The sequence below is a fragment of the Achromobacter sp. genome (genome assembly GCF_036567245.1).
Taxonomy (GTDB): domain Bacteria; phylum Pseudomonadota; class Gammaproteobacteria; order Burkholderiales; family Burkholderiaceae_B; genus Achromobacter.
This window is the reverse complement of sequence record NZ_DATCUY010000409.1, coordinates 18,703-42,241: the sequence shown is the minus strand read 5'-3', so window position 1 is coordinate 42,241 and position 23,539 is coordinate 18,703. Positions and strand designations below refer to the sequence as shown.

Below are 23,539 nucleotides of genomic sequence, written 5' to 3'. Positions count from 1 at the left end.
ATGCGCTGGGAGCCGACCCAGGTCGCGACCGCGCCGCTGGTGGCGATCGACGCGGCCATCGACATCCGGACCTTGCAGGCCTGCGTGGTCGCGCCGCAGATGGCCGGCGCGCTCGGCAGCGTGCTGGAACGCACCTTGCAGTACGCGAATGAACGCCAGCAGTTCGGCCGGCCCATCGGCAAGTTCCAGGCCATCCAGCATCAACTGGCCGTCATGAGCGAGCATGTCTGCGCTGCGCGCATGGCGGCGCAGCTGGGTTGCCATGCCGAGGGCGTGGCGCCGGACCGACTGCGGGTCGCGGTCGCCAAGGCGCGTTGCAGCGAGGCGGCGCTGGTGGTGGCCGAACTGGCGCATGCGGTGCATGGCGCGATAGGCTTTACGGAAGAATACGATTTGCAGCTCTACACGCGCCGCCTGCATGCCTGGCGTCAGACGGCGGGCAGCGAGGCCTACTGGCAGGACGCGGCCGGCGTAGCGCTGTTCGCGCACGCAGGCCCGACGCTGGACCTGGTGCGCGCGATTACCGACGTCCCGGCTTAAGCTGGCTTAGAGGAGATTCTTGCATGGCATTCCTGCAGATTGAACGCGACGGCGGTATCGTCGTCGCCACCATGAACCAGCCGGAAACACGCAATGCGCTGACCGGCAACACCGCCATCGAAGAAATCGTCCAGCTGTGCGCTGACATACGGCAGGACGCAGGCGTGAAAGTGTTGATCCTGACCGCTGCGGGACCGATCTTCAGTTCGGGCGGCAACGTCAAGGACATGCGCCGTTTCTTCGACGATGCGCTGACGCCAGAACGCATCTGCGAAGAATATCGTCAGGGCATCCAACGCATTCCACTTGCGCTGCATGGCCTGGACGTGCCCGTCATCTGTGCCGTCAACGGCCCGGCCATCGGCGCCGGCCTGGATATCGCCTGCATGTGCGATATCCGCATCGCTGCCGATACGGCCACCTTCGCCGAGAGCTTCGTGCGCGTCGGCATCGTGCCCGGCGATGGCGGTGCCTGGCTGTTGCCGCGCGCGGTGGGCATGGCCAAGGCCAGTGAAATGGCCTACACCGGCGAGGCCATCAGCGCGCAGGATGCGCTGGCCTGCGGCTTGGTCAGCAGGGTGGTGCCGGCGGCGGAGCTGCTGCCGGCCGCCAGGACGCTGGCCGCGAAGATCGCCGCCAACCCGGGCGGCGTCATGCGCATGACCAAGCGCCTGCTGCGTGAAGGGCAGCAGAGTAGCCTGGCGTCGTTGCTGGAGTTGTCCGCCAGCTATCAGGCGCTGGCCCACAAGACAGCCGAACATCGCGAGGCGGTCACCGCATTCATCGAGAAGCGCGCGCCGAAGTTTTGAAGGGCGGCGCTGCCGATGCGTCAATGCATCGGCAGCGCCGGGTGTTCAGTGCGTGGCCATCCTGTGCAGGCCGCTGCCCAGATGCGCGGCGCCGTCGATCTGCAGGAGCTGGCCCGTCATCAGGTGGCCAGCCGGCGTGGCCAGCAAGGCAACCAGCTCGGCGACTTCTTCGACCGACGTGGCCCGCCCCATCGGCGTGGCGGAGACCAGGCGGTCCAGCATGGCTTGCGCGGCCTCGCCAGCCAGCCCCTCCGTGATCACCGCTCCGGGGCCGATGCAATTGAGCGCGATATCGTCAGCGGCCCATTCCAGCGCCTGAAATCCAAGAACCTCGAAACGTTGGCGGCCCTCATGCAGCGATACGCCGAACGGGTCGCGCACGCCTTGGCCGCGAGGTATACGCGGCGGCCCGCGGATCAGGGCTAGGGCTACGGACTCGCAGCCGACCAGACCTGCACCCGATCGCGCCCTGAATTCTTCGCCTGGTACAAGGCTTGATCGGCCTTGGCCATGACCTTGTCGATATCGGGGTCATCGGCCGGCCACAGCGCGATGCCGATGGAAACCGAGACATGGCCTACCGCCTGCGGCATGAGTTGGCTTGCCGTCGCCGCCCGGATGCGTTCGGCCACCTTCCCCGCGATGTCGCGCGAAGCGTCCGGCATCAGGATCAGGAACTCTTCGCCGCCGACACGGCACGGCGCGTCCTCCGCCCGGACGCAGGTCCTGAGAATGCCGGCCAGTGCGATCAGCACCTGATCGCCGGCGGCGTGCCCGAAGGTATCGTTCACGCGCTTGAAGTGGTCCAGGTCCAGCGCCAGCACCGCGAACGGTTGCTGAGTCCGCTGCAGCGCGGCGATCTGTAATGCCAGGCCTCTTCGATTGATGAGGCCGGTCATCGGGTCGGTGATGGTGTCGGAGCTGAGCTTGTCGATGCGCCTGGTCTGGGAATTCTGGCTCATGGTGACGGCGTTCCTGAGCCGCGCCGCCTCGTAGTACCAGCCCTTGATCTTGCCGAGGTCGCCGCCCGAGGCGCCGGGCTGGTCCCGTTCGATGACCTGCGCCAACTCCTCCAGGGGTCTGGAGATCCAGCGGCCCAACAGATAGATGAGCAGGAACATGAGCAGGCCCACCGGCAGGGCATAGAGCACGATCCTGTTGGTCAGGCTCTGCAGCGGGCGGAGCGTTTCGTCCAGGGGGCGCTGCGCCACCACGCCGCCGCCGCCGTTCTTGAGCGCGGCGTATCCGGCCAGCAGGTGCGTGCCGCGGGTGTTGACCACGGGCATCGCCCCGGTCTCGCCTCGCAGCACCGCTTCGACCACCGCGTTGTGCCTTTCGCTGGTGCCGATGCGTTCCTTGTCCTTGTGATAAATGATGTTCCCGTCGCCATCGATGACGTACAGGTAGGAGCCGTCGCGATAGAAATGGTCGCCCACCAGCTTGTCGAATTCATTGCCTTGCTGCAGGGGGAGGGCGGTGATGATCGTGCCGGCAAAGGTGCCCGCGGAATCCAGGTAGGGCTCTGAAAATGCCAATATCAGGTGGCCCGCCATGCCCACATAGGGCGTCGAGATCTGTCCCGACAGCCTTTTCTGGCCGGCTGCCAATTGCTGCCCGACGAGCGTCTTGCCCTCGAAGTCCGGATTGGCCGGGGCGGTGGCCAGGACGGTGCCGCTCTTGTCGGCGATGGCGGCGGTCATGGCGCCGTCGGTCTGATGTACAAGGCGCGCGAGCTCGTCCTCCATGGCGGACTTCGATCCCAGCAGGCCGGGGGCGCGTTCGGCGGAGAGGACCAGTTGCCGCTGTATGGATTCGATGTAGATGTCGGTGACCTCGGCCAGCTTGACCGCGTAGGCCCGGTTGGCCTCCAGGGTATTGGCGATCAGCTGTTCGCGCTGGACCAGGTAGGCCGCGTATAGCGTATTGGCGAAGGCAATGACTCCGCTGGCGAGCGCCAGCACGGTGACCAGCCGGCGCAACTTCAGTCTGGGCATCGCTGCAGGGGTCAATGCAAAGCTCCTTCGATCATTCTCTCTGACCATTGAATCGGGGCCTGCCGCGCCCGGCCATGCCTGCGCGCGTGGAGCTTTGAGTTTTGCGGCAAGCCTGCGGCAAGTCAAGAATCGCGTGGAGGGTGGCCCGCGGAGAGCGCCTCGATCAGGTGCTGTATGAATGCGTCCGTCGCTTCGGGCAGCCGGGCATGGCTGGCGGTCTGCACTTGCAGCGTGCGTTCGGCGAACACGGCTTGCTGCAACGCCACGGCCACCAGCGCGCCGTGGCGCAGCGGTTCGGCGAGCGTAATCTCGCCGGCCAGCGTGACGGCGTGTCCAGCCTCGACGATGGCGCGGATGACCGATGACGAGTTGCTGGAATAGGCGACATCGAAGGGCGGCCCGTCGCTGCCGGCGGCCGAATTGTCGAACAGCAGGCGCACGGTGGTGCCGGAGTCCGTCAGCGCGATCGGGTAGCGGCGCAGGTCGTCCAGCGACACGCTGGTGCGCCCGGCCAGTGGATGGCCCGGGACCATGATGGCGCGCACGGGCGAGAAGATTTCGTAGCGCACGGCGATGCCGCTGCCCGCGTTCAGGCTGAAGGCCAGGCCCAGGTCGATGCCGCCGTCGCGCAGGCGTTGCGTCACCACGCCGGGCGATGCGATGTGCACCTGGAACGCGACGTCGGGGTGCAGGGCGCGGTAGGCGCCCAGGATGGGCGGCAGCACGTTGCGCGCCACGGCCTCGTTGGAGCCTATGCGGATGGTGGTCAGTTCCGCATGACGCAAGCTGCGGATATCGCGCAGCACGTGTTCGGCATCCATGGAAACACGGCGCGCATAGTCGGCCAGCATTTCGCCGGCCCGGGTCAGCTCCATGCCGTGCGGGCGGCGTTCGAACAGGGTCGCGCCGCAGTCATGCTCCAGTTTCGCGACTTGCCGGCTGATCGCCGAAGGCGCTACGTGCAGGGTTGCCGCGGCGTCCTTGATGCTGCCGGCGCGTACGACTTCGAGGAAATACCGGTGCGCGGTGCTGAGCATGTGGTGATTCTCAATATGGCAATTGGCATGCTAATTATTGATATTGATTGCCGCAAAAGCAATTCATAGAATGGGCCGACCAGGGCCGTCAGGACACAAGGGCAACAGACCCGGCCGGCGGCTCTTCAACCAAGGGGAATCGCATGGCTACTGTTTGCAAATCGAGCCGCGCCGTCACGCGCTCGCAAGGATTGGGCTTCCTGAAGCGCGCCTTCGCCGCGCTTGCGCTGTCGGCGGCAGCAGGAGCGGGGGCGGCGGATTTTCCGCAGCGTTCGCTGCAGCTGATCCTGTCGTTTCCGCCGGGGGGCGCCACCGATGTCCTGGCGCGCGAGTTGAGCCAGAAGCTGGGAGACGCGCTGGGCCAGTCGGTGGTGGTGTTGAACCGGCCCGGTGCGGGCGGTTTGATCGGCATGCAGGCCGCCGCGCGTTCCGAGGCCGATGGCTACACGCTGTATATCTCGTCGGTGATGTCCAATTCCATCTACGAAGCCCTCAACGGCAAGCAGCAGGTGTCGCTGGACGGCGATTTCGACGCGGTGGGCGCGATAGCGAGCGCCCCGCACATCCTGGTCACGCCGGCGACGCTGGGCATCAAGGACTATGCCAGCCTGGTGGCCTATCTGAAGGCGGCGCCGGGCAAGTACAACTACGCGTCGATGGGCGCGGGCACGCTGTCGAACCTGGAAGGCGAGATCTTCAAGGAGCAGGCGGGCGTGGATGCCTTGCAGATTCCGTACAAGGGCAGCAGCCAGGCCCTGCCCGAGGTGATCTCGGGTGCATCGGTCTTCATGTTCGACAGCGTGACCAGCTCGCTGCCGCATAAGCAGGGCGGCCGCATCGACGTGCTGGGGGTGGCTTCCGCCAAGCGCCTGCCCGTCATGCCCGACGTGCCCACGCTCAAGGAGCTGGGCGTGCAGGGCCTGGAGGCCGAGAACCTGTTCGCGCTGATGGCGCCCAAGGGTACCCCCAAGGACAGGCTGGACATCGTGGCGGGCGCGCTGGCCCGGGCACAGGCCGATGCCGGGTTCCGCAAGGCCATCGAGGCCCAGGGCTTCCAGATCAGCGAGATCCCGGCCAAGACCCTGCCGCAATTCATCCTGGACCAGCAGGCATTCTGGCGCGACAAGGTCAAGGCCTTGAACATCACCGCAGGCAAATGATCGGACTCCCATGCCCATATCCAACGACCCCTTCTGGCAGCTGCCCTATCCATCGCAACGCATGCCGGTGCTGGCGGACAACGTAGTCAGCACGTCGCAGCCGCTGGCCAGCTCAGCCGGCCTGCAGATGTACGCGCGCGGCGGCAACGCGATCGACGCGGCGCTGGCCACCGCCATTGCGTTGACGGTCGTGGAGCCGTGCATGAACGGCATTGGCGGAGACATGTTCGCCATCGTCTGGCATGGCGGCCGCCTGCACGGACTGAACGCTTCCGGGCGCGCGCCGGCCGCCTGGGAGACGGCCAGGTTCGCGCATCTGGACGGCATGGATTCCATAGGCTGGGGCAGTGTGACGGTGCCCGGCGTCGTATCCGGTTGGCGCGCGATCTGGGAGAAATTCGGTTCGCTGCCGTTCGAAGACCTGTTCGAGCCGGCCATACGCTATGCGCGGGACGGCTACCTGGTCTCGCCCACGGTGCATCGCCAGTGGCAGAAACAAGTGCCGCGGCTGAGCGGGCAGCCGGGCTTCGCCGAGTCCTTTGCGCCTGGCGGCCGCGCGCCCCTGCCGGGAGAACGCTTCCGCAGTCCGGGCCAGGCCGCCACGCTGGAGAGCATCGCCCGCAGCAAGGGCGAAAGCTTCTACCGCGGCGAACTGTCTGCGGCGATCGCCGCCCATGCGCGCAACACGGGTGGCTACATCACCGAGGCCGACATGGCGAGCCATACCGCCGATTGGGTGGAACCGATAGGCATGCGCTACCGCGACCTGGAACTGTTCGAGATCGGCCCCAATGGGCAGGGTATCGGCGCCTTGATGGCGCTGGGCATGCTGGAACACTTCGACCTGGCGGGCTGTGGCCGCGACAGCGGCCGCGCGCTGCACTTGCAGATCGAGGCCATGCGGCTGGCGTTCGCCGACCTGTACGAGCACGTGGGAGACCCGGGCCACATGAAGGTGTCCAGCGCGCAGCTGCTGGATCCAGCCTATCTGGCTGAAAGAGCGAAGCTGATCGATCCGGACCGGGCGGGCGAGCCGCGGCCAGGCAATCCGCACAGCGGCGGCACCGTGTATCTGACCGCTGCCGACCGGCACGGCACCATGGTGTCGTTCATCCAGTCCAATTTCAAGGGGTTCGGTTCCGGCGTGGTGGTGCCGGGAACGGGCATCGCCATGCAGAACCGGGGCTGGGGCTTTTCCACCAAGGCTGGGCATCCCAACGTGGTGGCGCCGGGAAAACGGCCGTTCCACACCATCATCCCCGGTTTCTTGATGAAGGGCGGGCAGCCCTTGATGAGCTTTGGCTTGATGGGCGGCTCCATGCAGGCGCAGGGCCATCTTCAAGTCACCAGCCGGCTGGCCGACTTCGGCCAGAACCCGCAGGCTGCCAGCGACGCCCCGCGCTGGCGCATCAAGGACGACAACGTCGGCGTGGCGGTGGAATGGAACTGCCCGCCGGAAGCCGTCGAGCAGCTGCGCGCCTTCGGCCACAAGGTAGACGTGGCGCCGCGCTTCGATCTGGAGTTCGGCAGCGCGCAGATGGCCATGCGGCTGGAGCAAGGGGGGTATCTGGCCGCGTCGGATCATCGCAAGGATGGCTACCCGACAGGCTATTGAAGCCGCTCGCCGGACCGGCATTTGGTCGAGGCAAATCCGCGTTTCGTCGAAAAAGTCGTGATCTCTCCCGGGCCTTCGCCGACAATCGGCACGTTTTGAGTCGGCGCGGCAGAGCGGCCCACCCCCGGCGCCGGCCTGAACGCCGCGCCGGGCGCGTCAGCGTTGCGCCACCGCGCGCCGCAGCCGCTGGGTAGCGACCCGGCCCAGCACTACAGAAGCGACGCCGTTGTTGAAGGCCACCTCTGCCTGCGCGCCGGGAAGCTGCGACAGATGAGAGACATGCTCCAGATTCATGATGACGGACCGGGACAAGGCGCAGAAGGGCGGGCAGGGGAGCTGGGCCGCCAGGCGCTTGAAGGTAATGTGCATCAGCTCGTTGGCGTGGGCGGCACTGCAAAGCAGCACATAGTCGCCCTGGGCCTGCGCCATGGTCAGTTCATGGACCTTGATGAGCTTGGTGCCATTGCGCGTGCGCAGCGCCAGGTGGCCGCTGGCGCGTGGGCGCAGTCTTGCCAGCGTCTGTTCCAGCCGATCCGGCCGCACGGGCTTGAGCAGGTAATCGGCGGCCTGGACGTCGAAGGCGCGGGCCGCGTAATCGCTGTGCGCGGTGACGAAGACGACGGCGGGCGGGGCGTCCAGTTCATTCAGCAAATCGAAGCCGGTTCCAGCGGTCAGTTCGATGTCCAGGAACAGGGCATCCGGACGATGTTCGCGGATCAGGGCCCGCGCCTGTTCAAGGGTGGCGGCTTCGCCCGCGACCTGGACGTCGGCCGAGGCTTCGAGCAGCCGGCGCAAGTAGCGCCGTGCCGGGGCTTCATCGTCGATGACAAGCACACGCAGCATTTTCCTCCCTGGCGCCTTGGTGTGGCGGGTATAGTCGTCCGGTCTGGCAGCCGGGTAAATATAAGGCCTATGCCGTTTCCAGAGAACCCTTTGCAGGTCCGGAGGGCGCGTCCATGAGATTCACATCTTTCAGCCAGGGCTTGAGTCCGGGCGAATCGTCGCTCGGCTTCTGGCGGGCGCAGACCTTGGGGTGGCTGTTTCTGGCGGTGGTGGGCTTCTTCATCCGGCTGGCGATATTCGGCAATGCCAACGCGGCCTTCTGGCTGACGGTGGCGCTGGAGCCGCTGGCATTCGTCCTGACCAGCGCGGCGGCCCTGTTGCATGGCCGCCGTGCGGGCAAGGGCGATCCGCCCCTGCTGGTGCTGGTCTGCGCGGTGCTGTTCTGCCTGACCGCTTCGGCCCTGCTGGCATCGATCGCCTATGGCATTCATGGCCTGTTCCAGCCCGGCGCGATCCGGGTGTTGCCGGGCAACCAGTACCGGCTGGGCTTTCTCTACTACATGGGGATGCTCTCGATCTGGACGCTGATCTACTTCGGCGTGTCGGCCGAGCTGAGCGCGCGCACCGAGCGCCTGTCCAAGATGAAGGCGGAAACGCGTTCCCTGAAGCTGGAGCTCGAACACCTGCAACTGCAGATCGAGCCGCACTTCCTGTTCAACTCGCTCAACACCATCGTGGCCGAGATCGCCGAACGTCCCGCCATCGCGGAGGAAATGACCCGCAGCCTGGCCGACTACCTGCGCTACTCGCTGGATCGGCGCGGACGCGGCCTGTCCAGGCTGGAAGAGGAGATCGAAGCCGCCGAGGCCTACGTGCGCATACAGGCGCTGCGTTTCGACAAGAAGCTGGAACTGCGCTGCCAGATCGATCCGGCCACGCTGGAGATCAGCCTTCCGCACATGACGCTGCAAGGGCTGGTGGAAAACGCGATCAAGCACGGCATGCGTTCGGAGCACGGGCATTTTCCGATCGGCATACGCACGCGCCTGCAGGGCGAGGAATTGCTTATTGAAGTGGACAATCCCGGCCGGCTGCATGCGCCCTTCGATCTGGCCAAAGGCGGGAGCGGACTGGGGAATCTGTGCCGCCGCCTGGCGCTGAGGTATCCGGACAGGCACGAATTCCTGCTGGAGCAGCGGGAGGAGAGAACCGTCGCGCAGATCCGGCTGCGTGGCGCTCCCGAGCCGGCGTAGCGTACTGGCGCCTGCGCTGTGGTCAGCGGTAGGTCGCGAGCAGGATGCTGGTTTCGGTGGCGGCGATGCCTTTGATCAACCGTACGCGCTCCAACACCTTGGACAGATCGGCCGTGGAGTCCGCGCGTATTTCGGCCAACAGGTCCCAGCGGCCGTTGGTGTCGTGCAACTGCTCGATGCTGGGTTCCCCCAGCAAGCTGGCCAGCACCGCGCGAGTCTGGTTGCCGTCTACGGTAATGCCCATCCAGGCGCGCAGCCCGTCCTGATCGGAGTCGGGGCGCAGCTTCAGCGTGTAGCCGGCAATGACGCCCTCGTCTTCCAGCTTGCGCAAGCGGTTGGAGACCGTGCCGCGCGACACGCCCGCCTTGCTGGCCAGGACGGCAAGCGTCGTGCGCGCGTTGCGGCGCAGGATGCCGATCAAGCGGGTATCGATTTCATCCATGGCGAGTCCATATTTCAATGTTCCCGGAACAGTCGGCCGTGGCCGTCGATCCGGTCGTTGACCCCCGCCAACCGCAGGCAATGCCACATGCTGGCCTGATTGCTGCCGATGACGGGCTTGCCCAGCGTTTCTTCGAGGCGTTGGATGACGGCGGTGGAGCGCAGCGCGCCGCAGCTGACGAAGACGGCGTCCGCATCGGGCCGGTCCACGGCGCAGGCGAATTCGTACAGATAGTCGGGCGAGACGCGGTTCATGGTCTCGTCATCGGGCAGGGCCAGGCCCTGCAGCGAAACGACTTCGTGGCCGGCGCCTTCGAAGTAGGCACGCTCCAGTTCATTGACCGCGTCGTCATACGCGGTCGCAATGGCCAGGCGGCGGGCGCCGACCGCGGCCAGCGCCGCCGCGACGCCATCCAGCAGCGTGGCCGCGGTCGAGCCGGGCCGGGCCTGCGCAAGCAGCGCGCGCACTTTGTCGTTGCCGATCACGAAGCTGCCGGCGGTGCAGTTGTAGCAGACCACGTCGATATCGCGGCGTCCCGGAACCAGGCTGTCCAGGGCCTGGAGCAGCCCTCCCTCCATGTCGGCCAGGCTTTGCACGTTGCAGGCCGTCGCCATGGGCACGCGGCCGAAGCTCAGGCCCACGCCCTCGGGCGCCATGGCGTGCATTTCCCCCTCGGTCAGGCCGGCGTTGGCCACGCACAGGAAGGCGATGCGTGCCCGGGGGTAGGGGCCAGCGTCATAGCGGACGGGGTTCATTCCGTCATCCCCGCGGCATCGAAGCACTCGCGTATGGCGGTGGTCGCCTTGACGAAGTTGGGGTGGCCGACCATGGTGTAGTCGCGCGGCCGCGGCAGGTCGATGTCGACGGACAGCGCCACGCGGCCCGGGCGCTTGCTCATCACCACCACGCGGTCGGACAGGAATACCGCCTCCGAGATGCTGTGGGTAATGAACATGACGGTCTTCTTGCTTTCCAGCCAGACCCGTTGCAGTTCCAGGTTCATGGCTTCGCGCGTCATCGCATCCAGGGCGCCGAAGGGCTCGTCCATCAGCAGGATGTCGGGGTTGTGGATAAGCGCGCGGCACAGCGCCACGCGCTGCTGCATGCCGCCGGACAGCTGGTGCGGCAGGCATTGCTCAAAGCCTTCCAGCCCGCTGAGCTTGATCAGTTCGCGCAGCCGGGCCTCGTAGCGCGCCGCGGGCAGCTTGCGCATCTCCAACTGCAGCGAGATGTTCCTGGCGACGTCGCGCCACGGCAATAGCGCTGCGCGCTGGAACACGATGCCCACGTTGGCGCCCGGTTCTGTCACGCGCTCGCCCAGCACGCAGATCTCGCCGGCGGAGGGCGGCGTCAGGCCGGCGACCGCCCGCATCAGCGTGCTCTTGCCGCAGCCGGACGGGCCAAGCACGGACAGGAACTGGCCTTCGGGTATGGCAAGGTCGATGCCGTCGACCGCGACGTAGGAACCGAAACGCTGGACCATGCCGCGGATGTCGATGGCGGTCTCGGGCGCGCCCGCTTCCGGGGCGAGCGCCAGGGCTGCGTGGTGTGCCATGTCTATTCCCTGTTGTAGTCGTTGGTGTAGAGGGCGCTGGTCGGGAGCGGGCTGGCGATCTGGTTCGACTGCACGAACTGGTCGACCATGGCTTGCCAGTCCTTTTCCGAAGAGACCCCGAACGGCAGCCCCTTGGTGTTGGGTGTGCCGGCTGCCTGCAGCGAAAGCTGCAACTGGCGCACCAGTTGCTCGCGGTTGCGCGCCTGCTCCGGCCGCTGGCGCACCAGGGCGTCGACCGAGGCGGCGGGATCGGCCTGAGCCGCCTCGTAGGCCTTGCGCGTGGCGCGCAGGAAGCGGCGCGCGGTGTCGGGGTTGGCCTCCAGCCATTTGGTATTTGCCGCCAGGCCGCCTTCCAGCGCGTTGACGCCGAAGTCGGCATAGAAGAAGTAATGCACCTTGGCGCCCTGCGCTTCCAGCGGGGGGATATGGAAGTAGGTCACGCCGGTGATGGCGTCAGCGCGCCGTTGCAGGAACAGGGCGGTCTTGGTGCCCACGGCGGGTGCGATGACGTTGATCTTCTTCTGGTCCACGCCGTTCAGGGCGGCCAGCACCGGGAACATCTGCGCCGTCGATTCGGACGCGCTCATGCCCAGCACCTTTCCTTCCAGGTCCTTGGGCGCGCGCACCGGAGCGTCCGCATGGCTGATGATGACCATGGGCGAGCGCTGGTGCACGGCGAAAACGGCCTTCAGCGGCATGCCCGCGGCGACGCCCTTGAGCATGGTGCCGTAGTCCATGAAGCCGATGGGATCGATGCCCTGCGCAACCAGCTTGGCGGTGTTGCTGGAGCCGCTGCCTTCGCCGATGCTCAGGTCTATGCCTTCGGCCTTGTAGAGGCCCTTGTCTATACCGTAGTAGAGCGGCGCGTGCGTGCCGTAGATGCTGTAGTCCAGGCGCAGGCTCAATTTCTCTTGCGCGTTGGCTGCGCCTGCGGTCAGCAGGCAGGCCAGGGTCCAGACAAGTCGGGTCGTGAATTTCATGATGGTGTCTCCGGAGGGCGGGGTCAGACAGAGGGCAGGGCGTCGCTGCGCACGCTGATGTGCCAGGGGATCAGAAAGCGTTCGGAAAACTCGACCAGGTAGTAGAAGACCAGGCCGATGAGCATGAGCGCGACCAGTACGGCGAACAGCAGCGTGGTGTCCAGGTTGGCGTTGGCGGACAGCAGCACATAGCCCAGGCCGCTCTCGGCGCCCACCCATTCGCCTACCACCGCGCCCACGGTGGCGAAGGCGATGGCGACCTTCAGGCCGGAGAATATCTGCGGCAGCGCATACGGCAGCCGGATGCGCAGAAAGGTCCGCAGGGCGCCTGCCCGCATCGAACGCGCCAGGTCGTTCAGGTCCGCGTCCACCGAGCGCATGCCCGCCACCGTGCTGACCACGATGGGGAAGAAGGCCACCGAGAAGGCGATCAGGATCTTGGGGAACAGGCCCAAGCCGAACCAGATGATGATGAGCGGCGCGACCGCCACCTTGGGAAACGCCTGCGAAACCACCAGCAGCGGCATGATGGCGCGCTCCAGCGGGCGCGACCATACCAGCACGATGCCCAGCGGTATGCCGACCGCGATGCTGAGCAGAAAGCCGCCCAGCGTTTCGACGGAGGTGACCCAGCTGTGATGGCCCAGGAATGCCGAGTCCGCCCACAGGCGTTCGAGCACGCTCAGTGGTGGCGGCAGCAGATAGGCCGGCAGGCCGAACAGCGGTATCGAGACGTGCCACAACAGCAGCACCCCGATGACCGCGATGGTTGGATACATCCAGTTCTTCAACACGGCAATTCCCCTTGTATGTTGTTGGTGCGCCGGTTTTGGTTGTCAGGCGTCGATTTCGATCAGCTCCCGCGGGTAGCGGGTGAGCACTTCGCAGCCGTCCTCGGAGACGGCCACGCTTTCGCTGGCCATGAAGCCGCCTTCGGGCATGAACAGCGAGGGCACGAGGTGGAAGGTCATGCCGGGCTCCAGCACGGTGGGATCACCGGGGCGCAGCGCCAGGAAGCGCCCTTCGGCCCAGTTGGGCGGAAAGCCGATGCCTATGCCGTAGGCCGTGCGGTGGTCGAAGTACTGCGCCAGCCCGGCGCGTTCGAATACCGCCCGGCAGGCCTGGTCCACCTGGGCGGAGGTGACGCCGGGACGGATGGCATCGATGGCCGCGTCCAGCGCGGCGATGACGGTGCCGGCCAGGAACCGCTGCCGCTCGGTGGCGCGGCCGACCACGCAGTTGCGCGAGATCATGGCGTGATAGCGGTTGATGTTGGCCGCGGCCTCCAGGAACACCAGATCGCCCTGCTTGAGCTCGCGGCGCTGCCAGGTGGTAAAGCAGACGCCGCTGGCGCGGCCTGCGGCCACCAGCGGCACGCGGGTGTATTCGCTTCCGGCCTTGGTGGCGCCGTGCAGCATGGCAGCGGCGAGATCGTTCTCGGTGGCGCCAACGGCGATGGCGCGCACCGCCGCATCGATGCCGGCGACCGCGGCATCCGCGGCCTGGCGCATGAATCCCAGCTGCGCCGGGGTCTTGATCTTGCGCGCCTCTTCCATAGGCCCTTGCCAGTCGGCCAGGCGTTCGCCCAGGCGGGCCTGCAATTGCTTGTAGGCGGCCACGCTCAGGTAGCCGGAAGCCGTTTCCAGGCCAATGCGGCCGCTGGGCAGGATGTCTCGCAGATAGCCGGCCAGCACCTCGACCGGATCGCTGATGTCATCGATGGCGATAAAGCGCGCGATGTTGCGATTGCCGGTCGCTACGGCGTGGTTGACCTGGCGCGAGACCATGGCGATGCCGCCGTCGACCGTGACCACCAGGCACTGGAAGGTGAAGTAGCCGATGGAACGGTAGCCGGTCAGCCAGTAGATGTTCTCGGGGTCGAACAGGATGGCCGCCGCCAGGCCCTGGGCCTGGATGTCCCGCGCAAGCAGCGAGAGGTTCGCGGCATAGACGTCCGGGCCGAACGGCAATTCCATAGATGCATAGTTTTCCGACACGATGGGTCCTGGATAAAAGTCGAGCGATCATCCTAGGAACAATCTACATAACTGCCTAATACCAATAATTGCCATGTCTATAGCTAAATAGTTATAGTCGGCGCATGAACATCAGAGAGATAGAAATCTTCAGGGCGGTGATGCGGGAAGGCTCGGTGTCGCGGGCGGCGCAGGTGCTGCTGATTTCGCAGCCTGCCGCCAGCAAGTACATTGCCCAGCTGGAGCGCCGCGTGGGCGTGGCGTTGTTCGTGCGCAAGGGCGGACGTCTGCTGCCCACGCCCGAAGGCAGGGCGCTTTATGGCCAGGTCGACCGGCTTTTTTCCGGTCTTTCGCAGCTGGATAGCTTCATCAAGGATCTGGGCAGCGAAAAGCAGGGTCACCTGACCGTGGCGTCCTTGCCCTTGCTGTCCTTGACCGTCATGCCGGACGTGCTGGCCAGCTTCATGGCGGAGCGGCCCAATATTTCCGTGGCATTGCAGACGCGCAGTTCGGCGCGCATCGTCGAATGGGTGGCGGCGCGCCAGGTGGATATGGGCGTGTGCTTCTATGGGGGGCAGCACCCGGGCGTGGTGGCCGAGCCGCTGGTCAGTTTGCAGCTGTATTGCGCCATTCCCCCTGGCGACCCGCTGGAAAAGTTCGACACCATACGCGTCGAACAGCTGGCCGGCCGCGATCTCATCATCTACGACAACCTGGATCACACCCGCTTCTGGCTGGAAGCGCTGCTGGAGCAGCAGAAGGTCTATGCGCGGCGGCGCGTGCAGGTGTTCTGGACCTCGGTGGCGATGGAGCTGGTGATGCGCGGCGTGGGCATCGCGCTGGTCGACCGGCTGACTGCCGCACGCATCCCGGGCGGGCTGGATCAACTGCGGCCGCTGGAGCCGGGCGCCTCTTTCGACCTCAGCCTGGTATGGCCCGAGCATTGGCCGTCGTCAGTCATCGCGCTGTCCTTCGCGGACGCATTGCGGGAACACCTGCGCGATCACGCGGCCTAATGTGCCGCGCCCGACCTTCCGCCAGGAAACTGGAGGCGCGGGCTGGAATCGAACCAACCTTCGCGGATTTGCAATCCTGCTGCATAGCCACTCTGCCACCGCGCCATTTGTTTTGTCCTAAGACATATATAATTGTGTTCGAGGACAAAATAAATTGCAAGCGTCCGGCGCGGGCGGGCTGCTGTTTCGCGCGGCCCCGTCGGTAAACCGGGCCGCGCGGCTGTCCTTGCTGCCGGGCTGCCATGGGGGCGGCCTGGATTCGACCGAGGACAGCAATGCAGTTCCAGTTTCCCATCGTCATCATCGACGAGGACTTCCGCTCGGAAAACACGTCCGGCCTGAGCATCCGGGTATTGGCCGAGGCCATCAAGGCCGAGGGCTTCGACGTGCTGGGCACGACCAGCTACGGCGATCTCAGCCTGTTCGCCCAGCAGCAAAGCCGCGCTAGCGCCTTCATCCTGTCCATCGACGACGAGGAACTCGCGCATGGCGAGGGCGTGGCGCCGGCGCTACTGGCATTGCGGGAATTCATCAGCGAAGTCCGGCGGCGCAACGCCGACGTGCCGATCTACGTCTACGGCGAAACCAAGACCGCGCGCCACATTCCGAACGACATCCTGCGCGAACTTCAGGGCGTGATCCATATGTACGAGGACACGCCGGAATTCGTGGCGCGGCACCTGATCCGCGAGGCCCGGGCCTACCTGGAAGGCGTTAAGCCGCCGTTCCTGAAAGCGTTGCTGGACTACGCCGAGGACGGCTCCTATTCCTGGCATTGTCCGGGGCATTCCGGTGGCGTGGCGTTCCTGAAGAGCCCGGTGGGCCAGATGTTCCACCAGTTCTTTGGCGAGAACATGCTGCGCGCGGACGTCTGCAATGCGGTGGAGGAACTGGGCCAACTGCTGGACCACAACGGCGCCATCGGCGCGAGCGAGCGCAATGCTGCGCGCATCTTCAATGCGGACCACTGCTACTTCGTGACGAACGGCACCAGCACCAGCAACAAGATCGTGTGGCACCACATGGTGGCGCCGGGCGATGTGGTGCTGGTGGACCGCAATTGCCACAAGTCAGTCCTGCACAGCATCGTCATGACGGGAGCGATCCCCGTTTTCCTGCGCCCAACGCGCAACCATTTCGGCATCATCGGCCCGATCCCGCGCAGCGAGTTCGACGTCGAGACGATCCGCGAGAAGATCCGCGCCCATCCGCTGCTCCAGCACCTGGACGCCGACGCGGTCCGTCCGCGGGTGATGGCGCTGACGCAGTCCACCTACGACGGCATCATCTACGAAACCGAGACGATCAAGGCCGCGCTGGACGGCTACGTGGACGCTTTGCACTTCGACGAAGCCTGGATGCCGCACGCGGTGTTCCATCCCTTCTATGGCGCCTATCACTGCATGGGCAAGCAGCGCGCGCGGCCCAGGGAATCCCTGGTGTTCTCCACGCAGTCCACGCACAAGCTGCTGGCCGGCATCAGCCAGGCCAGCCATGTGCTGGCGCAGGACTCCATGACGCGGCAGCTGGACCGGCACCTCTTCAACGAGTCCTATCTGATGCACACCAGCACCAGTCCCCAGTACGCCATCATCGCCAGCTGCGACGTGGCCGCGGCCATGATGGAGCCGCCGGGAGGCACGGTGCTGGTGGAGGAGAGCATCGCGGAAGCGCTGGATTTCCGCCGCGCGATGCAAGAGGTCGGCACGCATTTCGCCGACGGCGATTGGTGGTTCAAGGTCTGGGGACCCGAGGCGCTGGCGCCGGAGGGCATAGGTTCGCCCGAGGACTGGATCATCCGCGCCGGCGACGGCGAGGCGTCGTGGCACGGATTCGGGGAACTGGCCGACGGCTTCAATATGCTGGATCCGATCAAGTCGACCATCGTGACGCCCGGGCTGGACCTGGACGGCAACTTCGCCGACAGCGGGATTCCGGCCTCCATGGTCACCAAATTCCTGGCCGAGCATGGCGTGATCGTGGAGAAGACCGGCCTGTACAGCTTCTTCATCATGTTCACGATAGGCATCACCAAGGGCCGCTGGAGTTCGCTGTTGACCGCGCTGCAGCAGTTCAAGGATGACTACGAGCGCAACCAGCCCATGTGGCGGCTGCTACCGGAGTTCTGCCGCAAGTTCCCCCGCTACGAGAGCATGGGCCTGCGCGACCTGTGTCAGCATGTGCATGCGACCTATGCCAGGCACGACATCGCCCGCTTGACCACGGACATGTACCTGACCGACGTCACCCCCGCGATGAAGCCCTGCGACGCCTACGCCTGCATCGCCCAGCGGCGCACCGAGAGGGTGGAGATCGACCATCTGGAAGGCCGCATCACCACCAGCCTGATCACGCCTTATCCCCCGGGAATACCGGTGCTGGTGCCGGGCGAGGTGTTCAACCGGACTATCGTCGATTACCTGAAGTTCTCCCGCGAGCTGAGCCGGGAATGCCCGGGGTTCGGCACGGACATCCATGGTTTCGTGGAGCTGCGCGACGCCGACGGAAACCTGCGCTATTACGTGGATTGCGTGCGGTAAGCCCGCTTTATGCGGACGGGGAATCCGTGTCAAACTTACGCCGGGAATTGACACGGCCGGAAGTCGGCCCGGCCAGGAGTTGGCCCGGCCAGGAGTTGGCCCGGCCAGGAGTTGGTCCGCATTGACTTGACGCGGCGCGGCCGCTGTCCGTGACAGGAACGGGATTGTCTTAGGACTCTATGAAAATACAAGGAAAGACCGCCGCGGAGATCTTCGATTGCGTGCGCGCGATGGCTCAGTCGGGGCAGCTGCCGCCGGGCCAGGCGCTGCCGCCGGTGCGGGATCTGGCGGTCGAACTGGATATCAACCGCAATACTGTCGCCGCTGCTTACAAGCGGCTGGTGACGGCCGGCATCGCCCTGACCCAGGGCCGCCTGGGCACCATCATCCGCGACCAATCCGGCCCCGGGGAACAGGAAGGCGCGCTGTCGGACTCGCCGTTGGCCGATCTGGCCAGCGGCAATCCAAATCCCGCCTGGCTGCCGGACCTGAGCGCTGCTTTCTCCATCCGGCCTTATCAGTCGCGGCTGTATGGCGAGCCCACGGTCAACGCCGGGCTGGAAAGCTATGCCCGCGCCTGGTTCGCGCCGGACTGCCCGGCGCCCTTCGAGATCAACCTGACCCATGGGGCGGTGGACGCCATCGAGCGGCTGCTCAGCTCGCATCTGGTGGCTGGGGACAGGGTGGCAGTCGAAAATCCATGCTTCCTGAGCAGCATCAACATGCTGCGCATTGCCGGCCTGCAGGCGCTGGGCGTGCCGGTCGACGCGGAAGGCATGCAGGCGGCGGCACTGGAGGCGGCGCTGGCCAAAGGCGCGCAGGCCGTCATCCTGACGCCGCGGGCCCACAATCCCACGGGCTGCAGCCTGAGCGAAAAGCGGGCGAAAGCGCTGGCGCGGGTGCTGGCCAGGTATCCCCACGCCATGGTCATCGTCGACGATCACTACGCCTTGCTGTCCGGCAAGGCGTACCACTCGGTGCTGCCGTCCGGCGCGCAGCGATGGGCCCTGGTGCGCTCTTTCTCCAAGACCTTGGGCCCCGACGTGCGCCTGGCGATGGTGGCCAGCGATCCCGCGACGTCACGGCAATTGCGGCTGCGGCTGGCTTCCGGCACCAGCTGGGTCAGCCATCTGCTGCAGGACATGGTCGAGGTCACGCTGGGCCGGCCCGAGGTCGCCAAGCAGATGACCCAGGCCCGCAAGGACTACGCGCAGCGCCGCAAGGCCCTGGAAAATGCCTTGCTGGAGCAGGGCGTGCCGTGCGTTGCGGACGGTGACGGCCTGAACCTCTGGGTGCCGCTGGATACCGACGACCAGGCGGTCGCGCTGGCCCTGGCCCATCGCGGCTGGCTGGTGCGCCATGGCGATGCCTTCGGGGTCCAGGAACCGGTCCGGGGCCTGCGCATCACCCTCTCCGCGATCGAGCCCGGCCAGTGCCGCAAGCTGGCGCGGGACATCCGGGAAAGCATGGGCTAGCCGCCACCGGCTTCAACGCCGGTCGGCCATGGCTTGTCCCAGCCTGACCGTCCGCCCCGTTTTCCAGCCTGGATGGAAGCGCCAGGCGCTGCCGGGCATCAGCAGCACCACGGTCGAACCCAGTTGGAAGTGCCCCATCTCGGCGCCTTGCGGCAAGCGCAGGGGAGCCAGGTCGCCATAATCCCATTGCTGCACGCGCCTCCCGTGCGGGGCTACCTGGCCATGCCAGGTCGTGGCGATGCTGCCGACGATGGCGGCTCCCACCAGCACCATGGCGTAGACGCCATGGAGGGGATGTTCGAACCAGCAGACCAGCCGCTCGTTGCGCGCCAGCAAGCCGTCCATGCCCTGCACGATCTCCGGCCTGACGGAGTAGAGCGTCCCCGGCACATGGCGCATACCCAGCAGACGGCCCTCGCAAGGCATGTGCACGCGATGGTAGTCGCGCGGACTCAGATAGATCGTGGTGAACCAGCCGCCGCCCAATGCCCGCGCCAGATCCGCATCGCCCAGCAGCGCAGCGGCGCTGTATTGGCGCCGCTTGGCCTGTATCAATTGCCCCAGGCTGATACGGCCGAACTGACTCACTGTGCCATCCGCAGGACTGGTCCAGTCCGCGTCGGCCAGCTTGCGGGCGCCCGGCTTCAAGGCCCGGGTAAAGAAGGCATTGAAACTGTCATAGGCCTTGGGGTCGGCGTGCAGCGCCTCGTCGAGATCGATGCCATACCACTTGGCATAACCGCGGATCAGCGGCTGGGCCACCCACGCCTGGCGGCATGAGGCGAGCCGGCCGGCGCAGCGCGTCAGCCAGAGCTTGGGCGCAACGCGCTGGAACGACAGGGAAAGAAACGTAGACATGAAACTCGTGGTTGCCGCGGACGCGATGCTCGGGCGGTAGGGTGTATATTGTCCTGAATTGTTGTTTATTATGGCATAGGACAAACAGAGAGCAGGCGCCTACCGCTAGGCCGGCGCGGGGCAGCTTTCCGCGTCGCACTCCGGGCGAGCGGATCCATCGGGTACTGCGGCGTTGTCGAGAGCGGCATCGTCCTCGGCCAGCAGCCTGCCGATGGCGGCGCCCAGGGCCAGGTCGTCGATGCTGCCGAAGTGCTGCAGGCGCACGTGTCCCCGACGGTCCAGCAGGACCAGGCTGGGCGTGCCGCGCAGCCCGTAGGCCTGCATGGTCATCGGAATCGCGCCGGACGCGGCGGGGCGGTCGATGCCGATGGGGAAGCTCCATCGATACTCGTGATTGAAGGCGCGCAGCGCGGCTGGACTCATGACGTCGTGGTGTTCGAAAACGGTATGCAGGCCGATGACCGCGACATCCTTGCCGCGGAACAGCCTGTGCACGCGTTCGGCTTGCGGCAGCCCGTGAGACAGGCACCCCGGGCACAGCATCTGGAACGCATGCAGCAGCACGACCTTGCCGCGCAGCGCGGCGAGTTCGATGGGGCCGTCCGCATTCAGCCATTCGTCCGCCAGCAAGGGCGGGGGCAATGCGTCGGCCATAGTGTCGGATCGGGTCATCTGAATGCTCCTTGGGCAGTGCGGGCGAGGCGGTCCCGCCCCGCCCGCACGGGGCTGAATCAGGCGGCGCGGCGTAGCTTCACGGCCGGGAAATCTACCGGTACGGCAAAGGCCACGTTGACGTAGTTGGTGAACAGGTTGAGCGCGACGTGCGCCAGGATCTCGACGATCTCCTGATCGTTGTAGCCGGCCGCGCGCACGGCCTGCACGTCGGCCTCGCTCGCTTGTCCGCGCGCTTCCACCAGCTTCAGCGCGAAGCGCAGCGCCGCGGCGGTCTTGGGATCGGCGGCCTCGCCGCCTTGGGCGGCCGACATTTCTTCGGCGCTGGCGCCGGCCTTGCGGCCCAGGGCGGTATGGGCCGCGAGGCAGTATTCGCAAGCATTGCGGTCGGCCACGGCGACCGCGATCTGTTCGCCGAGCTTGGCGGGGATCACGCCGCCGCCCAAGGCGCCGAAAGCGCCCCACATGCTTTGCAGCGCCGCCGGTGAATTGGCGACGGCCTTGAACATGTTCGGCGTGGCGCCAAAGGCGCCATGGATCTGCGTGAGCAGCGCCTTGCGGTCGGCGCTGGCGCTGCTGGCATCGATAAGAGGAACTCGGGACATGTCGGTAACTCCTGGAAATGAAAAAAAGGCCGCCGGTCTCGGACGGGCTGAACAAATCGTACGTAGAATGCCTGGACGTAGGATGTTGTTTAGTCCATAGAAATTGTCTTTCCGTCCAAGATATGAACGATCCTGTTCCTCTCCAGGTTGACCGGCTGTCGGCGCTGCTGGACCGTTTCCGGGTGCGCGCCACGCTGTTCCACACGGGTGCGCTATGCGGCACCCAGGCTTTCGAAGCGGTGCCGGGGCGCGGCTTTCTGCACGTGTTGCGCCGCGGCGAGATGGAGGTGCGGCATCGCCCGGGAGAGACCGCCACGCCGCGCCTGCGCCTGTCCGAGCCGACGCTGCTGTTCTATCCGCGTGCCGTGCATCACGAGTTCGTGAATCCCCCGCGCGACGGTTCGGATTTCACCTGCGCGGCGCTGGATTTCGACGGCGGCGAACGCAACCCCATCGTCCAGTCGCTGCCGTCCGTGGTGCGGATCCCGCTGGACGCGGTCGAAGGCTTGCGGCCTGCGCTGGACCTGCTGTTCGCCGAGGCCGATCACGTGCGCTGCGGCTCGCGCCTGCTGGCAGATCGCTTGTTCGAGGTGGTGCTGATCCAGCTGCTCCGGTGGATACTCGACCATCCGGAGGAGGTAGGCGTGACCAGCGGCCTGGTGATGGGCCTGTCGGATCCGCGCCTGGCCAGGGCGCTGGTGGCGCTGCACCGCTCGCCTTATGAAGACTGGTCCCTGGCCAGGATGGCGGCGATGGCGGGTATGTCGCGCAGCGCCTTCGCGGCGGCCTTCAAGGACGCCACCGGCGCCACGCCCGCGGCCTACTTGACCGACTGGCGCTTGAGCCTGGCGGCGTCCATGATGCGAGCCGGCCGAGCGGTCAAGCTGGTGGCCGCGGAGTTGGGATTCGCCAGCGCCTCGTCCCTGTCCAAGGCGTTCCGGCAGCGGATGGGTGTTTCACCGCGCGAATGGCTGGCCGCCAACGCCTAGCAGTGGCCGGCAAGCGCCGATGCCGTCGTGATAATATTGACCTATGACAAAACTGCGGGCGGCATAAGCGTTGTGGGAAACGCCAGCCGCCACTCCTACGCGAGGTTCAGGCATGAGCGAGCAAGGCCCAGGGCAAGACAACGGCACCCAGACACAGCACGACCAGCATGGCCGCTGGCCGCAGGCGCAATCGGTCGAGGATTTCCGCCGCAATCTGGCCGCGGTCAACGGGCGCATTGCCGACGCGGCCCTGCGCGCCGGCCGTGATCCGGCGACGGTGCGCCTGCTGCCGGTGAGCAAGACCGTGGAAGAGGCGCGCATCCGGCTGGCCTACGAGGCCGGCTGCCGCTACCTCGGCGAGAACAAGCTGCAGGAAGTGTCCAGAAAATGGGAAGCCATGGCAGACCTGACCGACTTGAGATGGTCGGTCATCGGCCACCTGCAGACCAACAAGGCCAAGCTCGTGGCCCGCTATGCGGCCGAGTTCCAGGCGCTCGACAGCCTGCGGGTGGCCGAAGCGCTGGACCGCCGGCTGCAGGCGGAAGGCCGCCAGCTGGATGTGTTCGTGCAGGTCAATACCTCCGGCGAGGCCAGCAAGTACGGATTGCAGCCGGAGGAGACCGCGGCCTTCCTGCGCGAACTGCCCGCGTTTTCGGGGCTGCGGGTGCGCGGCCTGATGACCCTGGCGCTGTTCTCGGCCGAAGCGGTGCGCGTGCGCGAGTGCTTCGTCCTGCTGCGCACGCTGCGCGACCAGCTGCGCCAGGATGCGCCCGCGGGGATAGGCCTGGATGAATTGTCCATGGGCATGTCCGGCGACTACGAGATCGCCATCGAGGAAGGCGCCACCGTGGTCCGTGTCGGGCAGGCCATCTTCGGTGCGCGCAACACGCCAGACTCCTACTACTGGCCTGTCGGCAACGGCGCGGAATCGCGCGAGTCCGACGGACAGGAGTAGCGCGCATGCCGGTGTATCGACTCATCATCAAACGCGACGGCCGCCTGATCGGCCATTTCGAATCCACCGCCGCGTCAGCGCTGGACGACAGCCGCGACATCGCGGCGCGCCTGCCGGCCAAGGACGGCTATCAGCTCAGCCTGCTGGTCGCCGACGGCGAGCGGCGCTTGCTGGAAAGCACGCCGCAAGGCATCCGGCTGCTGGCTTCGGAGCACGTGTTCGTCTCAACCCCCGAAGGCTTGCTGGGCGGATTGGACCGCCATCCGAGCCCGCAATAGGAGTATC

General features: G+C 66.1%; 24 protein-coding genes and 1 tRNA gene. 11 read left to right on the top strand and 14 right to left on the bottom strand.

What is annotated here, in order from left to right; translation table 11 throughout:
- Together VIR09_RS17515 and VIR09_RS17510 are read left to right on the top strand one after the other, a co-directional pair.
- Positions 1 to 540, top strand: a 540-nt coding sequence (locus VIR09_RS17515) for an acyl-CoA dehydrogenase family protein (RefSeq protein WP_332014026.1), incomplete at its 5' end; no start/stop codon positions are given.
- A 23-nt stretch (positions 541 to 563) separates the two neighbouring features.
- A complete protein-coding gene (locus tag VIR09_RS17510) occupies positions 564 to 1,349 on the top strand; it encodes a crotonase/enoyl-CoA hydratase family protein (protein ID WP_332014025.1) in 786 nt (261 codons plus the stop codon).
- Positions 1,350 to 1,394: 45 nt separating this feature from the next.
- Here the strand turns inward: VIR09_RS17510 and VIR09_RS17505 are convergent, their stop codons facing one another.
- From VIR09_RS17505 to VIR09_RS17495, 3 genes are all read right to left on the bottom strand, one after another.
- Positions 1,395 to 1,730, bottom strand: coding sequence for an SDR family oxidoreductase (locus VIR09_RS17505; protein WP_332014024.1), 336 nt, complete (start codon positions 1,728 to 1,730; stop codon positions 1,395 to 1,397).
- Between the two features lie 47 nt (positions 1,731 to 1,777).
- Entirely contained in the window at positions 1,778 to 3,358 is a 1,581-nt protein-coding gene (locus VIR09_RS17500) for a sensor domain-containing diguanylate cyclase (RefSeq protein ID WP_332014023.1), read from the bottom strand.
- Between the two features lie 107 nt (positions 3,359 to 3,465).
- Positions 3,466 to 4,380 carry a LysR family transcriptional regulator gene (locus tag VIR09_RS17495; RefSeq protein ID WP_332014022.1) on the bottom strand — a complete coding sequence of 305 codons (915 nt, stop codon included), beginning with the start codon at positions 4,378 to 4,380 and terminating at the stop codon, positions 3,466 to 3,468.
- A 143-nt stretch (positions 4,381 to 4,523) separates the two neighbouring features.
- Here VIR09_RS17495 and VIR09_RS17490 point away from each other — a divergent pair, with 143 nt between their 5' ends.
- Together VIR09_RS17490 and VIR09_RS17485 are read left to right on the top strand one after the other, a co-directional pair.
- Entirely contained in the window at positions 4,524 to 5,540 is a 1,017-nt protein-coding gene (locus tag VIR09_RS17490; protein WP_332014021.1) for a tripartite tricarboxylate transporter substrate binding protein, read from the top strand.
- Between the two features lie 10 nt (positions 5,541 to 5,550).
- Positions 5,551 to 7,155, top strand: coding sequence for a gamma-glutamyltransferase family protein (locus VIR09_RS17485; RefSeq protein ID WP_332014020.1), 1,605 nt, complete (start codon positions 5,551 to 5,553; stop codon positions 7,153 to 7,155).
- Between the two features lie 156 nt (positions 7,156 to 7,311).
- Here VIR09_RS17485 and VIR09_RS17480 read toward each other — a convergent pair whose 3' ends face one another.
- Positions 7,312 to 7,998, bottom strand: a complete 687-nt coding sequence (locus tag VIR09_RS17480) for a LytTR family DNA-binding domain-containing protein (protein ID WP_332014019.1) — start codon at positions 7,996 to 7,998, stop codon at positions 7,312 to 7,314.
- Positions 7,999 to 8,111: 113 nt separating this feature from the next.
- On the opposite strand from VIR09_RS17480, the gene VIR09_RS17475 reads away from it, so the two are divergent.
- A complete protein-coding gene (locus tag VIR09_RS17475; RefSeq protein ID WP_332014018.1) occupies positions 8,112 to 9,191 on the top strand; it encodes a sensor histidine kinase in 1,080 nt (359 codons plus the stop codon).
- 22 nt (positions 9,192 to 9,213) lie between these two features.
- Here VIR09_RS17475 and VIR09_RS17470 read toward each other — a convergent pair whose 3' ends face one another.
- From VIR09_RS17470 to VIR09_RS17445, 6 genes are read right to left on the bottom strand one after another with little or no spacing between them, the layout of a single operon-like run.
- Positions 9,214 to 9,633: an Lrp/AsnC family transcriptional regulator gene (locus tag VIR09_RS17470; RefSeq protein ID WP_332014017.1), complete on the bottom strand. Its 420-nt coding sequence runs from the start codon at positions 9,631 to 9,633 to the stop codon at positions 9,214 to 9,216.
- A 14-nt stretch (positions 9,634 to 9,647) separates the two neighbouring features.
- Positions 9,648 to 10,388 (bottom strand): arylmalonate decarboxylase, encoded by a 741-nt coding sequence (locus tag VIR09_RS17465; RefSeq protein WP_332014016.1) that lies wholly within the window; start codon positions 10,386 to 10,388, stop codon positions 9,648 to 9,650.
- Positions 10,385 to 11,188, bottom strand: a complete 804-nt coding sequence (locus tag VIR09_RS17460; RefSeq protein WP_332014015.1) for an ABC transporter ATP-binding protein — start codon at positions 11,186 to 11,188, stop codon at positions 10,385 to 10,387. Before VIR09_RS17460 ends, VIR09_RS17465 begins: the two co-directional genes overlap by 4 nt.
- Positions 11,189 to 11,190: 2 nt before the next feature.
- Complete coding sequence (locus tag VIR09_RS17455) at positions 11,191 to 12,168, bottom strand: ABC transporter substrate-binding protein (protein ID WP_332014014.1); 978 nt, start codon at positions 12,166 to 12,168, stop codon at positions 11,191 to 11,193.
- A 23-nt stretch (positions 12,169 to 12,191) separates the two neighbouring features.
- Positions 12,192 to 12,947, bottom strand: a complete 756-nt coding sequence (locus VIR09_RS17450) for an ABC transporter permease (RefSeq protein ID WP_332014013.1) — start codon at positions 12,945 to 12,947, stop codon at positions 12,192 to 12,194.
- Positions 12,948 to 13,004: 57 nt separating this feature from the next.
- Entirely contained in the window at positions 13,005 to 14,144 is a 1,140-nt protein-coding gene (locus VIR09_RS17445; RefSeq protein WP_332014012.1) for a Xaa-Pro peptidase family protein, read from the bottom strand.
- A 125-nt stretch (positions 14,145 to 14,269) separates the two neighbouring features.
- Between VIR09_RS17445 and VIR09_RS17440 the strand changes: the two genes are divergently transcribed.
- The gene (locus VIR09_RS17440; protein ID WP_332014011.1) at positions 14,270 to 15,160 is read left to right on the top strand and encodes a LysR family transcriptional regulator; all 891 of its coding nucleotides are present in this window, start codon (positions 14,270 to 14,272) and stop codon (positions 15,158 to 15,160) included.
- Between the two features lie 30 nt (positions 15,161 to 15,190).
- On the opposite strand, the gene VIR09_RS17435 is transcribed toward VIR09_RS17440, so the two are convergent.
- Positions 15,191 to 15,265, bottom strand: a tRNA-Cys gene (locus VIR09_RS17435).
- A 170-nt stretch (positions 15,266 to 15,435) separates the two neighbouring features.
- Between VIR09_RS17435 and VIR09_RS17430 the strand changes: the two genes are divergently transcribed.
- Both VIR09_RS17430 and ptsJ read left to right on the top strand, forming a co-directional pair.
- The gene (locus VIR09_RS17430; protein WP_332014010.1) at positions 15,436 to 17,700 is read left to right on the top strand and encodes an Orn/Lys/Arg decarboxylase N-terminal domain-containing protein; all 2,265 of its coding nucleotides are present in this window, start codon (positions 15,436 to 15,438) and stop codon (positions 17,698 to 17,700) included.
- Positions 17,701 to 17,879: 179 nt separating this feature from the next.
- Positions 17,880 to 19,175, top strand: coding sequence for a transcriptional regulator PtsJ (gene ptsJ / locus VIR09_RS17425; protein ID WP_332014009.1), 1,296 nt, complete (start codon positions 17,880 to 17,882; stop codon positions 19,173 to 19,175).
- Positions 19,176 to 19,187: 12 nt separating this feature from the next.
- On the opposite strand, the gene asd is transcribed toward ptsJ, so the two are convergent.
- The 3 genes from asd to VIR09_RS17410 all read right to left on the bottom strand — a co-directional run bounded on the left by asd (position 19,188) and on the right by VIR09_RS17410 (position 21,310).
- The gene (gene asd / locus VIR09_RS17420; RefSeq protein WP_332014008.1) at positions 19,188 to 20,033 is read right to left on the bottom strand and encodes an archaetidylserine decarboxylase; all 846 of its coding nucleotides are present in this window, start codon (positions 20,031 to 20,033) and stop codon (positions 19,188 to 19,190) included.
- 105 nt (positions 20,034 to 20,138) lie between these two features.
- Positions 20,139 to 20,705, bottom strand: a complete 567-nt coding sequence (locus tag VIR09_RS17415; RefSeq protein ID WP_332014007.1) for a redoxin domain-containing protein — start codon at positions 20,703 to 20,705, stop codon at positions 20,139 to 20,141.
- A gap of 59 nt (positions 20,706 to 20,764) precedes the next feature.
- The gene (locus tag VIR09_RS17410) at positions 20,765 to 21,310 is read right to left on the bottom strand and encodes a carboxymuconolactone decarboxylase family protein (protein ID WP_332014006.1); all 546 of its coding nucleotides are present in this window, start codon (positions 21,308 to 21,310) and stop codon (positions 20,765 to 20,767) included.
- 122 nt (positions 21,311 to 21,432) lie between these two features.
- Here VIR09_RS17410 and VIR09_RS17405 point away from each other — a divergent pair, with 122 nt between their 5' ends.
- The 3 genes from VIR09_RS17405 (at position 21,433) to VIR09_RS17395 (ending at position 23,532) form a co-directional block, all read left to right on the top strand.
- Entirely contained in the window at positions 21,433 to 22,299 is an 867-nt protein-coding gene (locus VIR09_RS17405) for an AraC family transcriptional regulator (protein WP_332014005.1), read from the top strand.
- Positions 22,300 to 22,411: 112 nt separating this feature from the next.
- Positions 22,412 to 23,254, top strand: a complete 843-nt coding sequence (locus VIR09_RS17400; RefSeq protein ID WP_332014004.1) for a YggS family pyridoxal phosphate-dependent enzyme — start codon at positions 22,412 to 22,414, stop codon at positions 23,252 to 23,254.
- A 5-nt stretch (positions 23,255 to 23,259) separates the two neighbouring features.
- Positions 23,260 to 23,532, top strand: coding sequence for a cytoplasmic protein (locus tag VIR09_RS17395; protein WP_332014003.1), 273 nt, complete (start codon positions 23,260 to 23,262; stop codon positions 23,530 to 23,532).
- Positions 23,533 to 23,539: the final 7 nt, after the last annotated feature.